This window comes from Fontibacter flavus, assembly GCF_042432905.1.
GTDB lineage: Bacteria > Bacteroidota > Bacteroidia > Cytophagales > Cyclobacteriaceae > Fontibacter > Fontibacter flavus.
Map to the genome: position 1 here is coordinate 32,069 of NZ_JBHLWI010000033.1, position 14,492 is coordinate 46,560.

Genomic DNA, 14,492 nt, shown 5'->3' on the forward strand with positions numbered 1-14,492 from the left:
GTGAAAATTTAGATTCATGAAATACTTATACCTTATTTTCTTCTTTTTTGTTGGTGTTTCGCATGGCCAACAGTCCACGGTAGACAGTTTACTTTTAGAATCAAAAAACAATCACCCTGATTCTATCCTATCCAGGGTATTTAATAATCTTTTTTTGGAGTATGCTTTTAAGGACAATGGTCTTGCATTTGAATATTTGGATACCGCAATATTTTATGCCAAGAATTCTATGGATCAAAGGAGTTTGGGCAGATATTACAATAACAGGGGAGTCATTCTGCAGCATACCGGTAGACCTAATGTAGCCATGCAAAGTTATTTGGAAGCCTTGCCTTTTGCGGAGTCTGCCCAAGATAGTTCTACCTTGCTCAGAATCTACGGTAATATGGCGGGAATCTACATGGGAAGGCAGGAGAACAACAAGGCCAAAAATTATTTTCAAAAGATAATCGATTTGGTAGACCAAGAGAAAGATCCCCATACTTATCTGAAAACCCTCAATAATTTGGGGCTTATTTTCAAAAGAGATGGAGAAATAGAAGAGGCTTTGAATTCCCTTGATCAGGGATTGAAGATTGCCAGATCATTGGAAAGCGAGGCTGATATTGCTAATATCCAGAATAATTTTGGGCTAATATATCTTGATATGGGTGATTACCCTAATGCAAAAATCTGCTTTGATGAAGCGCTGACTCTTAACCGGAAAATTGGGAATACCTATCAGGAAATCATGAACAGACTCAATTTGGGCAATTTGTATTTTGGTCAAAAAGATTACCCCAAAGTAATTCGGGAGAGTGAGGTGGCACTTGGTCTTGCCACGGATCATAATTATGTGGAAGAACAGGCCTTGGCCAATAAGCTTTTGTATGAGGTCTATAAAGAGTTAGGCCAAATTCCAAAAGCGTTCTCTTTTTTAGAGGCATATGCCCAGCTCAATGAAGAATACCTCAAGGATACTTACAGTAAGGAAGTAGCGGAACTGCAGGAAGAATTCGAGTCGGTAAAAAATGAACAGGAGATTGTGGAGTTAAAACAAAGGGAGGAAACTCAGGCAGCAATCCTGGCGAAAAAAAATGTTCAGGTGACACTTGGGGCAGTACTATTTTTGGTCATGTCGGCCTTGTTGGCTTTGGTGTATTACTTATTTACACTGAAAAAGAAATCCGCTCGTGAATTGGAAGCAAAGAACCAGCGTATTGAAACCCTGATCAGGGAGTTGCATCATCGTGTCAAGAACAACCTACAGATTGTCACAAGTTTGTTAAATCTGCAGTATAATAGGATAGAAGATGAGGAAACCAAGCAGGCTATTAGAGAAGGACAAAGTAGACTAGAGGCCATGTCCCTCATTCATAAAAACCTGTATCTGGAAGAAGATTTATCTGGACTGGACATCAAAGAATACATGGATTTTCTGACCAAAAGTCTTGCTGTGAGTTATGGATACCCAGTAGAGGTTGTCAACAATAAAATTGAATTGGATAATCCTTTTCTTGGACTCGACGTGGCAGTTCCATTGGGTTTAATAGTCAATGAGTTGGCTTCAAACGCTTTCAAGTATGCCTTTGAGCAGAAAGAATATGCAAAACTTATCCTTGAAATGAAGGAAAAAGATAGTAAAATAGTATTCCGGTTGAAAGACAATGGAAAGGGTCTTCCTGAAAACTTTAAACCTGAAAGAAGTCCTTCTTTTGGACTTAAACTGGTTACATCTTTGATCAAACAATTAAACTCCAAACTAGAGTCAAGCTCAGAACAAGGTACTGAGTTTGTCTTCGAATTTGTAAGGAAATAGCAGCATGTCCCAATCGAAAATATTAATTGTAGAAGATGAGATCATTGTAACCATGGACTTGGAAGAGACCTTGGCAAGACTGGGATTTGAAGTAATTGGTGCAGCAAATACACCTGAGGAAGCGAGAGATTTTTTTGCTGTACAAGTTCCAGATGTGATCGTCTGTGACATCAATTTGAATGCTGATATTGACGGGATAGCGCTGATGAAGGAATTAATGAGGAAGGGTGATTTCAAAGTGATTTTTCTTACTGCCTTCCATGATGACCAAACTATAGCAAAAACCTTGGAGATTGAGGGAAGTTTTTATTTGGTGAAACCGTTTAATGCTAACCAGTTAAAGGCAAGCTTGCAGATTGTACTTTCCAAAAACCAGGGAAATCAGACTGAAGCGCCTGATTTTTTATCTTCACGGGAACTGGAAATTATCGGGTTGTTGGCGGACGGAAAGTCATCCTATGAAATAGCCGATGCCCTGAACATCAGCTACCATACCATCACCACACACACCAAAAATATCCGAAAGAAACTGGATGTGCATACCAACCTGGATGTGGTCGCCAAGGCTTTAAAAAATAAATGGATCTAACAAAAAGCTTGTCAGACCCATATTTGTCAAATCGGATTGTTTCTTAAAGTGAAAGATACTTGTCCAATAAAACCGCCATTTCTTCCTGTAATTTTTTGGCTTCTTTACCAGCTGCCTCGGCAAAATCTTCTCCATTACTCGCATAAATTATTCCTCTTGATGAATTGACCAGTAATCCGCATTCTGAGTTCATGCCATATTTTGCTACATCTTTAAGGCTGCCTCCCTGTGCACCTACGCCAGGAACCAGGAAAAAATGCTCGGGAACAATTTTTCTCACTTCTGCAATTTTTTCTCCCCTTGTAGCGCCCACCACATACATCATATTTTCAGGTGTTCCCCATTTACTGCTTTTTTCCAAAACTTCCTGAAACAGTGGCTTGCCTTCTGCTGACCTGGTCAATTGAAAATCCATACTGCCTTCGTTGGAGGTCAAGGCCAATAAGATGACCCACTTGTCTTTAAACTCCAAAAAGGGTTTCACACTATCAATTCCCATGTAAGGGGCCACTGTAATGGAATCAAAATCCATGGTTTCAAAAAATGCTTTGGCATAAAGCGAAGAGGTATTGCCGATATCACCTCGTTTTGCATCAGCTATGGTGAAGATACTTTTGGGAATATACTCCAGGGTTTTTTGCAAACTCTCCCATCCTTTTGTACCTAATGCTTCATAGAAGGCAATATTCGGTTTGTAAGCTACTGTATATTCCTGAGTAGCGTCAATGATCTGTTTGTTAAATTCATAAATTGGATCTGCTTCCTTCAATAAGTGGGCAGGGATTTTGGCAGGGTCAGTATCCAATCCGACACATAAAAATGATTTCTTTTGCTTGATCTGTTCGAATAGCGTTTTACGGTTCATCTTTTGGAGTTTTGCCCAAAATTAGGGATAAAAAATAATCCTGAATCAAATTCAGGATTAAAATCAGCGAAGATCAATGATCTCAATTTTGCCGTATTTCTGTGGATTGAAGTTGAAATAGTTATCCGGTAGGTCAATTTCTGTATCAACAGATTTGAAACGGTATTTGAATACGCCTCCCTGATCGTCGAAAATCTGCCAGCCAAGTAAGTTTTTTTTGACTTTATCTATGGTGAGCAAGACCTTTTTGAAAGGAGCATTGGCATTTTCGGCTAATAGTTCGATCTCCTGGATGACAACTTTGTTTTCAGTTTTTTCTCCAAGTAATTTATAGTTATACCCTTTCTTGTAAATGTTGTAGACAGAAGAAGGTGTCAGTTCATCCCCCATTTCACTGGCATTATTGATGGTGACTTCTTTATAGTTGCCGTCTTCTATAAAAGTCCAGACAGTTTTTCCATTGTTGAAGATTTCCTGTTCCGGCAATTTGATATGGTATTTTTCTCCTTTGATGGCGATCTCTCCATTTTGGTTTTGGCTTCTTCCATCTGATAAATCAGTGTAGGAGAATTCGAAACTTGCTTTCACCCCCTTTAGAGAGGCGTATTTCTGACTGACACCATCCAGAATGCTTTTTGCCTTTGGATCTTTCTGCCCAAAAACAAAAGTGGAGGATATTCCGATCAGGAATAAAAGGAATAGAATTTTTTTAAACATGATAATTGTTACTTTACGCTTGTGGACCTATGGCCACTTTAATCAGAGGTTGTTCAATAACCGTTCCAAACTTGCTTCATCCTGCACTAAAACCTCACGTGCTTTACTTCCTTCAAATGGCCCAACAATTCCAGCAGCTTCGAGTTGGTCAACAATTCTTCCGGCACGGTTATAGCCAAGTTTCAGTTTTCTTTGGATAAGTGAGGTGCTGCCCTGCTGATGAAGGACGATCAGCCTAGCCGCATCATCAAATAATGGGTCTCTGTCAGCAAGATCAATGTCACCAATCCCACTGTCACTTTCCTCACCTTCAAACTCAGGGAGTAAATAAGCATCTGGATAACCTTTTTGTTCACCGATCCAGTCACAGATGGCATCAACTTCTGGCGTGTCCAGGAATGCGCACTGTAGACGTGTGACGTCTGAGCCATGGGAAAGCAGCATATCTCCCATGCCGATCAGTTGTTCGGCACCTCCAGAATCCAAAATGGTTCGGCTGTCAATTTTAGAGGTAACACGGAAAGAAAGTCTGGCAGGGAAATTGGCCTTAATGATACCGGTGATGACATTTACCGAAGGTCTTTGGGTGGCCACCACCAAGTGGATACCAATAGCCCTTGCCAACTGTGCCAACCTTGCAATCGGTGCCTCAATTTCTTTCCCGGCTGTCATCATCAGATCTGCCAACTCATCAATTACCAATACGATGTAAGGCATGAATTTATGGCCTTTTTCGGGATTCAGTCTACGTGCGATAAACTTGGCATTGTATTCTTTCAGGTTTCTACACCCGGCGTCTTTCAAGAGGTCATAACGGTTGTCCATCTCAATACACAGGGAGTTCAAGGTGTAGATAACCTTCTTGGTATCGGTAATGATAGCTTCTTCCGAACCTGGGAGTTTGGCTAGGAAATGACGCTCTATTTTATTGAAGAGGGTCAATTCCACCTTCTTAGGATCGACGAGCACGAATTTTAGTTGGGCAGGATGTTTTTTATAGACCAGGGAGGCGAGGATCATATTCAGCCCCACTGACTTTCCTTGTCCCGTTGCTCCCGCCATCAATAGGTGGGGCATTTTTGCCAAGTCTATGACAAATACCTCATTGGAGATGGTTTTGCCAAGCGCGACAGGAAGATCCTTATCACTCTTCATGAATTTTTCGGTTCCGATTACCGATTTGGCAGGTACGAGTTCACGGTTTTTGTTTGGAACCTCAATACCAATGGTGCCTTTGCCTGGCATGGGTGCAATGATTCGGATACCCAATGCTGCCAGATTGAGTGCAATATCGTCTTCCAGGTTTTTGATTTTGGAAATTTTCACTCCCGGATCAGGGACAATTTCATATAGCGTAACCGTAGGGCCGATAGTCGCCTTGATTTCCTGAATTCCGATCTTGAAGTTGACCAGGGTCTCTACGATTTTGTTTTTATTTTCCTCCAGTTCCTGACGGGTTACCGTCACTTTTTGGAAATCATATTCATTCAGTAAATCCAAAGTCGGATACTGATAATGCGGAAGATCCAACTTCGGATCATAGGGATCCAGGTTTTCAACCTCTTCCGCAGTCTTTTCTTCTCCGGCACTTTTTGTAACCGAGAAATTATTCTCCTTGGTCTCGGGAGTGGAAAGGATGGGTTCTTCCGGTAAATCTGTTTCTCCTTCTATGTTGAATACAGGAGAAGGTACCGGGACTTTGGCAGGTTTGTCATCAGCATTCATGGTCCAAGTGCTGCCATCATCCATAATTTCTTCTTCGACAAACTCATCCACTTCATCCATTTCATCTAGAATATCAGAGGCTTCAGAATTGTTGGTGTATTGGTCTGACTTCCCTTCCTCTTCCAAATTTTTACCCGTTGAAGAAAACCAGTTGATCTGATCAATATTGAAGAAAAAGATCAGGAAAATGAATAAAGAACCACCAATTAAAATAAAGGTGCCCCAACCCAGAAAATTACTGGCCAAAGTTCCCAGTTCAATACCAAAGCCCCCGCTTAAATCTCCCAGAAGGTGATAGCCATCTGCTTTATGAACCAAATACCCTGTCAATAGACAAAGCCAAAACGTAAAGAAAATGGCGAAGATAGCATACCTTGAAAGGGACATCAAAGACTTTTTAAAGGTCATCTTGACGCCTAATAGAAATAGGAAAGGAGGGAATAGGAATGCGGCAATTCCGAACCATTTGTGAATAAAGATATGTGAAATCTTAGCGCCTAAAAGGCCTAGCCAATTTCTGGCTTCTTCAGCAGTGCTCCTTACATCCTGATCCAATTGGGATACAACAAGATCCTGATCGGCTTTTCCCTCGAAAAGGTAGCTGATAAATGCAAAAATCATGAAAAGCCCCAATGACATCAAGGTAATTCCAATGGTAAGGGGAATCCTTTTATCATTTGCAAAGGAAAATGAAAAACGCTTACCGCTTCCTTCTTTTCCCTTGGGTTTGGGTTCATTTTTCTTTCTAAAAGTATTTGATCTGCTGTTGTCTGAAGCCATTTTGCTGTTCAGGGTGTATCTAAAGTTCGGTAATGGGTTTCGAAATATACTGATTTACTTTTATTGCCGGGACAAATATTCAGCCAATCCTTTTTTGATTTTCTTCACCATGGAAGGACCTTCATAAATCATGCCTGTATATACTTGCACAAGCGATGCGCCAGCCTCAAGTTTGTCAATAGCATCTTGGGCAGTGAAAATTCCTCCTACTCCTATGATAGGGAAGGCATTGTTTGATCTCTTTGCCAGGTACCGGATTACTTCGGTACTTCTTTTGGCGAGCACTTTTCCACTTACTCCGCCTGCGCCTATAGCTGCAACTTTTTCCTGAGGAGTCGTTAATTCTGTCCTGCCTATGGTCGTGTTGGTAGCGATGACCCCGTCGATTTTGGTTTCAAGGACAATTTCCACAATGTCATCCAATTGTCCTACAGTGAGATCTGGAGCAATCTTCAAAAGGATAGGTTTTGGTTTTCTTTTGAGGTCATTGGCTTTCTTGATCTCTGTCAATAACTTTTTCAAAGGTTCTTTTTCCTGCAAATCCCGTAGATTAGGCGTGTTAGGTGAACTTACATTTACCACAAAATAATCAACATAAGGATGTAAGGCTTCCAGGCAGTATAGATAATCCTCTACTGCATCTTCATTTGCTGTCACTTTGTTTTTGCCAATGTTTCCGCCGACTATTACGCTGGAGTTTCGATTTTTGAGTCTTTTTACTGCTTCATCCACCCCGCCGTTGTTAAATCCCATTCTATTGATCAATGCCTCGTCTTCAGGAAGTCTGAAAAGGCGAGGTAGTGGATTGCCTTCCTGTGGTTTAGGTGTCAATGTGCCAATCTCAATAAACCCAAATCCCAACATAGCCATCTCTTCGATCAACTTGGCATCTTTATCAAATCCTGCAGCCAAACCAACAGGATTGCTGAACTTTAAGCCAAAAACTGTTCTTTCCAAGGCAGCATTGTCATAGGAAAACATGCTTTTGATAATTGGATTGACTACAGGGAGATTGAAAAGGCGCTTGATCCAGTTGAAAGTAAAGTGATGGGCATCTTCTGGATTTTTCTGAAACAGGATTGGTTTGATGATGGATTTGTACACTGGGGTCGGAGTTTTATCTGCGCGCTAAATTAACGGATTTAAAAATCTTTTGCGAAGCAAATACCAAATTCGAACACAAAACATGTAGGTAGTTCTTCTAATGGGTGAGTTTTTGAGTTTTATTGCTTCAGATTTTTTGCCCCAAATCAGCTAAACCTGCTTGTTACTTTTGCGTATTGATTCATTAATTCACGTTACTGTTTAATTATCAATGCGATGAGAAAGATCTTTTTTACTTTGTTCATGCTCTTGATGTTTTCTTTTGGGTCATTTGGTCAAGGGTGGATTGGTGGAGCCTATTTCAATATGGGAATGCCAATTGGAAATTTTAAGGAAGCCAATCATTAGCTTGTTTTTCCATCTGTCAGCTTGCAGGGGCTTTACAAGATTCCCAAAAGGCCATTCTTTGTGGGAGGAGAATTTGGTTACGTTATATATCGGACAGCCATGAACAGGAATAACACCATTATCAATGGTGCAGAACAGCGCTTCAGAATTAGAAATAATAAAAATATGCTGAGCCTTTCAGGGGTATTGAGGTTCATGCCAGAGACTTTGTTTTGGATGAAGCCTTTTATAGAAGATCAATTGGGAGGTATGCATACCTATACGAGGTCTAAAGTTAGGGAAAATAGACTGGCAGAACCGCTATCTTCAGGTACAGAGTTTTATGATTGGGCGGGGATTTTTCAGCTTGGAGGGTGTGTGTTACTTGCGCTGAATAAAGAAAAAGATACTTTCCTTGAGTTAAGATTCCATTACCTTCAAACTGGAAATATGGATTTTTTGACCAAAGAAGATGCGAAGTATAATGAACTTGGTCAGGTCACATTTAGTCCGCAAAATGCTGAATTTCAACTGCTTCAGCCAAAAGTCGCGCTCAAAATTGCATTTTGATTATTTTCTTGGGTGAAATTCATTTAAAACTTGTCTCAGGTAATCCCTGTCTAAATGTGTATATATTTCCGTGGTAGTGATGCTTTCATGTCCTAACATTTCCTGCACAGCCCTTAGGTCGGCACCGCCTTCCACCAGGTGCGTAGCAAAGCTATGCCGGAAAGTATGTGGGCTAACATTTTTTTCTAGTCCTATTGCGGCTACTTGCTTTTTGATGATCAGAAATACCATTACCCGACTTAACTTTTTGCCCGTTCGGTTCAGAAACACATATTGTTCATGACCTTTTGCTGGTTGGATATGTTTTCTAAATTCTTCGATGTAGATGTTGATGTACTTTAAAGCATCCTTGCCAATCGGAACAAGTCTTTCTTTATTTCCTTTGCCGATCACCCTGAGGAAACCAACATCTGCATAGATATTTCCAATTTTCAGGTCAATAAGTTCCGAAACACGAAGACCTGAACTGTATAATGTTTCCAACATGGCCCTGTTGCGGTGGCCTTCAGGTTCCCCTAAGGGAATACTTTCCAGGATTTTCTCTATTTCAGGATAGCTCAGGGTGTCCGGTAATTTTCTGCCCAATTTGGGACTTTCCAAAAGTTGGGAAGGATCTTCCGTTATCCGGTCTTCATACATCAGAAACCTATAAAAAGCTTTGATACCTGAAATGATACGTGCTTGGGTGTATTCTGATATTTCCAATTCTGCCAAGCTATTGACAAAATACCGCAAATGCTGCAAGGTGACCTGAGTTGGTGAGGTTTCCGGGAAGTTTTTCTCCATATACCTGCTCAGTTTTTCCATATCCTGTTGGTAAGCCAATATGGAATTTTCACTTAAAGATCTTTCGATCTTTAAATAGTGTTGAAATTGACGAAGTAAAGGTGTCCAACTGCTCATTTTATTATTTTTTGTTTTCCTTTACTTTCAAAGGATTGGATAAAAATGATTTACTCTTCTAGCCTCTGATTGTGATTTGTTCCAAATTGGGTCATTCCTGTCCAAAATTAAAGCTTTCTATCAGAATATTGCTGATATATCCCTATTCAAAACAAAACCTTCCTTAACTTTATGTCCTGAAACCACTAACCATCTCAAAATTGAAAATCATTATCATCAATGGACCCAACCTCAATTTGCTGGGGAAAAGGGAACCTGAAATTTATGGCAGCACCTCTTTTGAGGATTTTTTCGTCCAACTTCAATCAAAGTTTCCGGAAATTGAACTCAGCTATTTCCAAAGCAATGTAGAAGGAGAGCTGATCAATAAAATCCATGAGGTGGGATTCAGCTATGATGCCATTCTGCTGAATGCAGGTGGTTATACGCATACCTCTGTGGCCATTTCCGACGCTATAGCCGGAGTCAAAACTCCTGTTTTGGAAGTTCATATCTCCAATATTTACAAAAGAGAGGAATTCAGGCACAAAAGTATCATTTCCAAAGAATGTGTAGGAATGATTTCCGGATTAGGCCTAAAAGGCTATGAATTAGGTTTATTGTATTTTCTCAACCGCTAAGCATTATGATAACATTTGCTCCAGGACCTTCCAAAGTATATGACAGCCTTCCCCAATATATGCAGGAGGCTTATGAAAAAGGAATTTTAAGCGCTAACCATAGGTCGGCAGTATTCATGGACCTTTACAAGGAAACTGAGACGCTGATCAAGGAAAAACTTCATGTTCCTCAGGATTTCAAATTACTGTTTACTTCCTCTGCTACTGAAAACTGGGAAATTATCAGTCAGTCGATAGTGGAATCTGCCAGTTTTCATATTTTTTCAGGATCTTTTGGGAAAAAGTGGTTTGAATATGCCAAATATATTGAGCCGAAAAGCCAGTCCCTCAAGATCAGTGCAGATGATACGATTCAAGTTGAAGGCCTACAGATAGGGGAGGAGTTTGACCTGATTGCCATTACCCAAAACGAAACTTCCAATGCTACGCAGGTAAGGAATGATACTATTGGGGAAATAAGGGCAAAATTTCCTGAAAAAATGATTGCCGTGGATACCACCTCCTCCATGGGTGGGATAGAACTGGAGTTTTCGAATGCGGATATTTGGTATGCTTCTGTACAAAAATGTTTTGGTCTTCCGGCTGGTCTGGGAATACTTATACTTTCACCAAGGGCAATTGCCAAAACCAAAAACAAGGGTGAAAGAGGTAGGTATAATAGTCTAAACTTCATACTGGAGAATGCGGATAATTATCAGACACATTATACACCTAATGTGTTTGGAATTTACCTTCTGAACAGGGTTTTGAGAGATATGCCGGAAATTCAGCATGTGGATTCCAAAATTAAACAGAGAATGAGAAGGCTTGAAGATTCGATAGCCCATACACCCAAACTGATGATGCTGGTTCAAAATATGGATGCCAGAAGCAGTACTGTTTTGGCAATCTCAGGAAAAGAAGAGTTTATCGCTGAGATCAAAAAAGCAGCAGAAAAGGAAGGCATGCAATTGGGGAGTGGTTATGGGCCTTTGAAGCCTACCAGTTTCAGGATTGCAAATTTCCCTGCAATCAATGATTCTGAGTTTGAAAAGCTTATTGGGTTCTTAAAACAATATTGATCATGTTCAGCATAAAGGAAATATTCTCCGTTACACTTATCTTGTTTTCTGTCATCGATATTTTGGGATCAATTCCCATCATCATCAATTTGAGAAAAAAAGTGGGTCAAATCCAATCTGAAAAAGCGACAATAGCGGCAGGAGTACTGATGTTGTTGTTTCTTTTTGTAGGGAAATCCATTCTTGGTCTCTTTGGTATTGGAGTGGAAGATTTTGCCATTGCAGGGGCACTGATCATTTTTGCCTTAGGTGCGGAAATGATCCTGGGTATTGAATTGTTCAAGCCTGATCCTGAAGCTTCTACTACAAGTGCCTCCATTGTACCTATAGCTTTTCCCTTGATTGCCGGAGCGGGAACTTTGACGACAATCCTTACTTTGAAAGCAGAGTACACCCAGATGAATATTGCAGTGGGTATTGTGATCAACCTGTTGATTGTATATGTGGTCCTGAAAAGTACCAATTGGCTGGAACGTAAGTTGGGTAAAACAGGCCTGGATGTTCTGAGGAGAATATTTGGAATTATTCTGCTTTCCATAGCCATTAAAATTTTCAAGAGTGCCCTTTTCACAGGGGAAATGATTTAGATCTAGTGCAGCCTCCTGGAAAGATAATCCCAGGAGGTTTTTTAGGCTGTTGACAAAGTTTGTTCTTTCTTTGCAGCATGATTACAATTTATACAGATGGTGCATCCAAAGGCAACCCTGGTCCTGGAGGCTATGGTGTGGTGTTGAAATTCAATCATCACCGCAAAGAACTCTCAGGAGGTTTCCGTTTGACGACCAATAACCGGATGGAGCTTCTTGCGGTAATCAAAGGGCTTCAGGAGCTTAAGGTCAGGGATATACCGGTGACTATTTTTTCTGACAGCAAGTATGTGGTGGATGCCATAGAGAAAGGATGGTTGTGGGGCTGGCAAAAAAAAGGTTTCAAGGACAAAAAGAATCCGGATTTATGGAGGATGTATATTCCCCTTCATGTCCGGTATAAGCCCAAATTTGTGTGGGTTAAAGGTCATGCCGGTAATCCTGAAAATGAGCGCTGTGACCAACTGGCTGTTGCTGCTGCAGAGAGGTTAAACCTGCCAGCAGATGAGGGTTATGAAAACATCGGTCCTGATCACATGACCGGGTTCAATGGTTGATGATTCGTTTTTTTTCTATAAATGTCCAAGACTTATTTTCAATTCAAGCAGTTTGGTGTCCGGCAGGAAAGAGCTGCGATGAAAATCAGTACAGATGGCGTGCTATTGGGCGCTACTGCTGGTAAGGGTTTTCCTAAAAATGTGCTGGAAATCGGAGTAGGTACAGGCGTGGTAACCTTAATGATGGCCCAAAGATTTGCAACGGCCCAGTTTACCGGTGTTGAAATTGATCAGGATGCATGGCTGGAGGCTTCTGAGAATGCGGATCAAAGCCCTTGGTCTGATCGGATTGACTTTGTACATCAGCGTTTCCAGGACTTTTTTCCTGTATGCCAACAAAAGTTTGACCTGATTGTCAGTAATCCGCCTTACTTTCAGGACCATCTCAAAACTAAAGATGTCAAGAGAAACCTGGCTTTACATCTTACTGGTTTGTCTTTCTCTGAACTATTGGAAGGAGTAGTGAAATTGCTCGGCCAGAGAGGTGAGTTTTGTGTGATTTTGCCTGAAAGACAAATGGAGATTTTGGAAAAGGAAGCTGCTTCAATTGGTCTCTTTTCACAACACAAATTGATTGTAAAAGATAGGCCAGGAAAACCGGTATTGAGAGTAGTGGCCTCTTTTAGCTTTGGGAGTAAAAAAACTTCAAGTGAGGAAATTGTAATAAGAGTTGAGATTGGGAAATATTCTGAAGGTTATTCCCGCCTCTTAAGAGATTTTTTATTGATTTTTTAAAAGTTTGCAGAAAATTAATGCCGTGTTTTTTAGGTTTGTTTTTTTAAATCCAATATTACTGTATTTTTAACCCTTGCATTAAGTTGAAATTTCATGAATAAGAAGAATATTGTTGTCTTATCATTTTTAGCCCTGTTGCTTGGTATTTTTTCATCATGTGAGGAGGGCCAAGATATAGTTCCTTCAGTGGTCACCGAAGATGTTTTGTATGTGAGTGGAGAGCGTCTGAGGGTGTCAGGTAGGATTATTACCACCCAAAACATCAATGCCTCAGATCATGGTTTTTATATATCTGAAACAGAATCTTTCACTCAGCCTATTATCATTTCATTGGGAGAAAGGGAAAGACCGGGAAGGTTTATTGGGGAAACAAATGGGTTAAGCATTGAGAACCGTTATTTTGCCAAATCATTTATTAACCTACAAGGGGAAATACTTTTTGGGAATGTAATTGAAATACAGACTTTGTCTCCTGCTGTTTTTGACTTTTCGCCTAATAATGGCACACAAGGTACAGTAGTGACTATTTCAGGTAAAAACCTTACTTCAGACGCCCAGGTGTTTTTTGGAGATAACCCGGGACAGGTCGTTGGAATTAGTTTTGAATCATCCATGCAGGTCAGGGTGCCTGCCATTACCAATTCTGCCGTGGTGAATATCAGGGTGGTGAATCAAGGCAAGGAATTTACTTTTGCGGATCCATTTGAATATACTACGGGTAAATACACCCAAATCGCCCAGTTCCCTTCTCCTATCAGGGTTTTTGATGGCATAGCATTACAGGAAGGCAATGTGTTTTATGTCGGAATGGGCACGGATAGAGGGCAGGCAATGAATGCCAAGATGTGGAAATATCAGGTAGGTGATGCAAACTGGTCTGAAATTCCTTTGCCAAGCAGGGAATTATGGAGGGCTTTTTCGTCAAAGACCTTTTATGGAGCCGGTACCTTAGGTCCATTGAATGATGTGCCGGTCAGGGATTTTTACCAATTGAAAAATGGAGCATTTCAGGCATTACCGAATTTGCCATTTACAAAATCAAGAGCGCTGGCCTTCGAAATTGGTCAAAAGCTTTATGTAGTGGGAGGACTTGGTGATGAAGCATCCCGTGGCTTTGCTTTAGACATGAATTTAGGAGCATGGAACAGCATACCAAATGCTCCATTTGCAATCAATAATGCTGTTCTCAATTTTTCCTATCAAAACAAACATTATTTCATCGACCCTGAAACCAACATGATGCATGCTTTCAATACCTTTACCAATGTATGGGAAGAGGTTTCAAGGTATCCAGGTGACCTTGGTAATGGCACTGGTGTAGGCGTTGTGATTGGCAATAGGGCTTATTTGGGACTTGGAAACAGATCTGATCAAATGTGGGAGCTCAATATGGAGACTTTTAACTGGGTAAGGAAGAATGATTTTCCCGGATCAACCGTTTCGAGAAATTCCGGTGTGTTTGAGCATGGAGGTTTGATTTATATATTGAGAAGTGCTGAAGTTCAGCTATCCGGAGTGTCGGAGTTTTGGGTGTTTGATCCTAATGCATTCTAA

15 protein-coding genes are annotated in these 14,492 nt (G+C 40.6%); 10 read left to right on the forward strand and 5 right to left on the reverse strand.

Going from position 1 to position 14,492, the window contains the following annotated elements; genetic code table 11:
* Nucleotides 1-16 precede the first annotated feature (16 nt).
* Nucleotides 17-1,798, forward strand: a complete 1,782-nt coding sequence (locus ACFFIP_RS12060) for a tetratricopeptide repeat-containing sensor histidine kinase (protein WP_382387905.1) — start codon at nt 17-19, stop codon at nt 1,796-1,798.
* 4 nt (nt 1,799-1,802) lie between these two features.
* Nucleotides 1,803-2,387 (forward strand): DNA-binding response regulator, encoded by a 585-nt coding sequence (locus ACFFIP_RS12065; protein ID WP_382387906.1) that lies wholly within the window; start codon nt 1,803-1,805, stop codon nt 2,385-2,387.
* Between the two features lie 43 nt (nt 2,388-2,430).
* Here ACFFIP_RS12065 and pyrF read toward each other — a convergent pair whose 3' ends face one another.
* The 4 genes from pyrF to ACFFIP_RS12085 all read right to left on the reverse strand — a co-directional run bounded on the left by pyrF (nt 2,431) and on the right by ACFFIP_RS12085 (nt 7,578).
* The gene (pyrF, locus tag ACFFIP_RS12070) at nt 2,431-3,252 is read right to left on the reverse strand and encodes an orotidine-5'-phosphate decarboxylase (protein WP_382387907.1); all 822 of its coding nucleotides are present in this window, start codon (nt 3,250-3,252) and stop codon (nt 2,431-2,433) included.
* A gap of 63 nt (nt 3,253-3,315) precedes the next feature.
* A complete protein-coding gene (gene lolA1 / locus ACFFIP_RS12075) occupies nt 3,316-3,969 on the reverse strand; it encodes an outer membrane lipoprotein periplasmic chaperone LolA1 (RefSeq protein ID WP_382387908.1) in 654 nt (217 codons plus the stop codon).
* Nucleotides 3,970-4,011: 42 nt separating this feature from the next.
* Complete coding sequence (locus ACFFIP_RS12080) at nt 4,012-6,474, reverse strand: FtsK/SpoIIIE family DNA translocase (RefSeq protein ID WP_382387909.1); 2,463 nt, start codon at nt 6,472-6,474, stop codon at nt 4,012-4,014.
* Between the two features lie 60 nt (nt 6,475-6,534).
* Nucleotides 6,535-7,578, reverse strand: a complete 1,044-nt coding sequence (locus ACFFIP_RS12085) for a quinone-dependent dihydroorotate dehydrogenase (protein ID WP_382387910.1) — start codon at nt 7,576-7,578, stop codon at nt 6,535-6,537.
* A 216-nt stretch (nt 7,579-7,794) separates the two neighbouring features.
* On the opposite strand from ACFFIP_RS12085, the gene ACFFIP_RS12090 reads away from it, so the two are divergent.
* Both ACFFIP_RS12090 and ACFFIP_RS12095 read left to right on the forward strand, forming a co-directional pair.
* Nucleotides 7,795-7,926 carry a hypothetical protein gene (locus ACFFIP_RS12090; RefSeq protein WP_382387911.1) on the forward strand — a complete coding sequence of 44 codons (132 nt, stop codon included), beginning with the start codon at nt 7,795-7,797 and terminating at the stop codon, nt 7,924-7,926.
* Between the two features lie 99 nt (nt 7,927-8,025).
* The gene (locus ACFFIP_RS12095) at nt 8,026-8,475 is read left to right on the forward strand and encodes a hypothetical protein (RefSeq protein ID WP_382387912.1); all 450 of its coding nucleotides are present in this window, start codon (nt 8,026-8,028) and stop codon (nt 8,473-8,475) included.
* Here ACFFIP_RS12095 and xerD read toward each other — a convergent pair whose 3' ends face one another.
* Entirely contained in the window at nt 8,476-9,378 is a 903-nt protein-coding gene (xerD, locus tag ACFFIP_RS12100) for a site-specific tyrosine recombinase XerD (RefSeq protein WP_382387913.1), read from the reverse strand. It lies immediately after the preceding gene.
* Between the two features lie 200 nt (nt 9,379-9,578).
* On the opposite strand from xerD, the gene aroQ reads away from it, so the two are divergent.
* The 6 genes from aroQ (at nt 9,579) to ACFFIP_RS12130 (ending at nt 14,492) form a co-directional block, all read left to right on the forward strand.
* On the forward strand, nt 9,579-9,998 hold the full coding sequence (gene aroQ / locus ACFFIP_RS12105) for a type II 3-dehydroquinate dehydratase (RefSeq protein ID WP_382387914.1): 420 nt from the start codon (nt 9,579-9,581) through the stop codon (nt 9,996-9,998).
* A 5-nt stretch (nt 9,999-10,003) separates the two neighbouring features.
* Entirely contained in the window at nt 10,004-11,059 is a 1,056-nt protein-coding gene (locus ACFFIP_RS12110) for an aminotransferase class V-fold PLP-dependent enzyme (protein ID WP_382387915.1), read from the forward strand.
* 2 nt (nt 11,060-11,061) lie between these two features.
* Nucleotides 11,062-11,646, forward strand: a complete 585-nt coding sequence (locus tag ACFFIP_RS12115; protein ID WP_382387916.1) for a MarC family protein — start codon at nt 11,062-11,064, stop codon at nt 11,644-11,646.
* Between the two features lie 77 nt (nt 11,647-11,723).
* Nucleotides 11,724-12,203 (forward strand): ribonuclease HI, encoded by a 480-nt coding sequence (gene rnhA / locus ACFFIP_RS12120; RefSeq protein ID WP_382387917.1) that lies wholly within the window; start codon nt 11,724-11,726, stop codon nt 12,201-12,203.
* A 21-nt stretch (nt 12,204-12,224) separates the two neighbouring features.
* The gene (locus tag ACFFIP_RS12125; protein WP_382387918.1) at nt 12,225-12,938 is read left to right on the forward strand and encodes a tRNA1(Val) (adenine(37)-N6)-methyltransferase; all 714 of its coding nucleotides are present in this window, start codon (nt 12,225-12,227) and stop codon (nt 12,936-12,938) included.
* A 93-nt stretch (nt 12,939-13,031) separates the two neighbouring features.
* Entirely contained in the window at nt 13,032-14,492 is a 1,461-nt protein-coding gene (locus tag ACFFIP_RS12130) for an IPT/TIG domain-containing protein (RefSeq protein WP_382387919.1), read from the forward strand.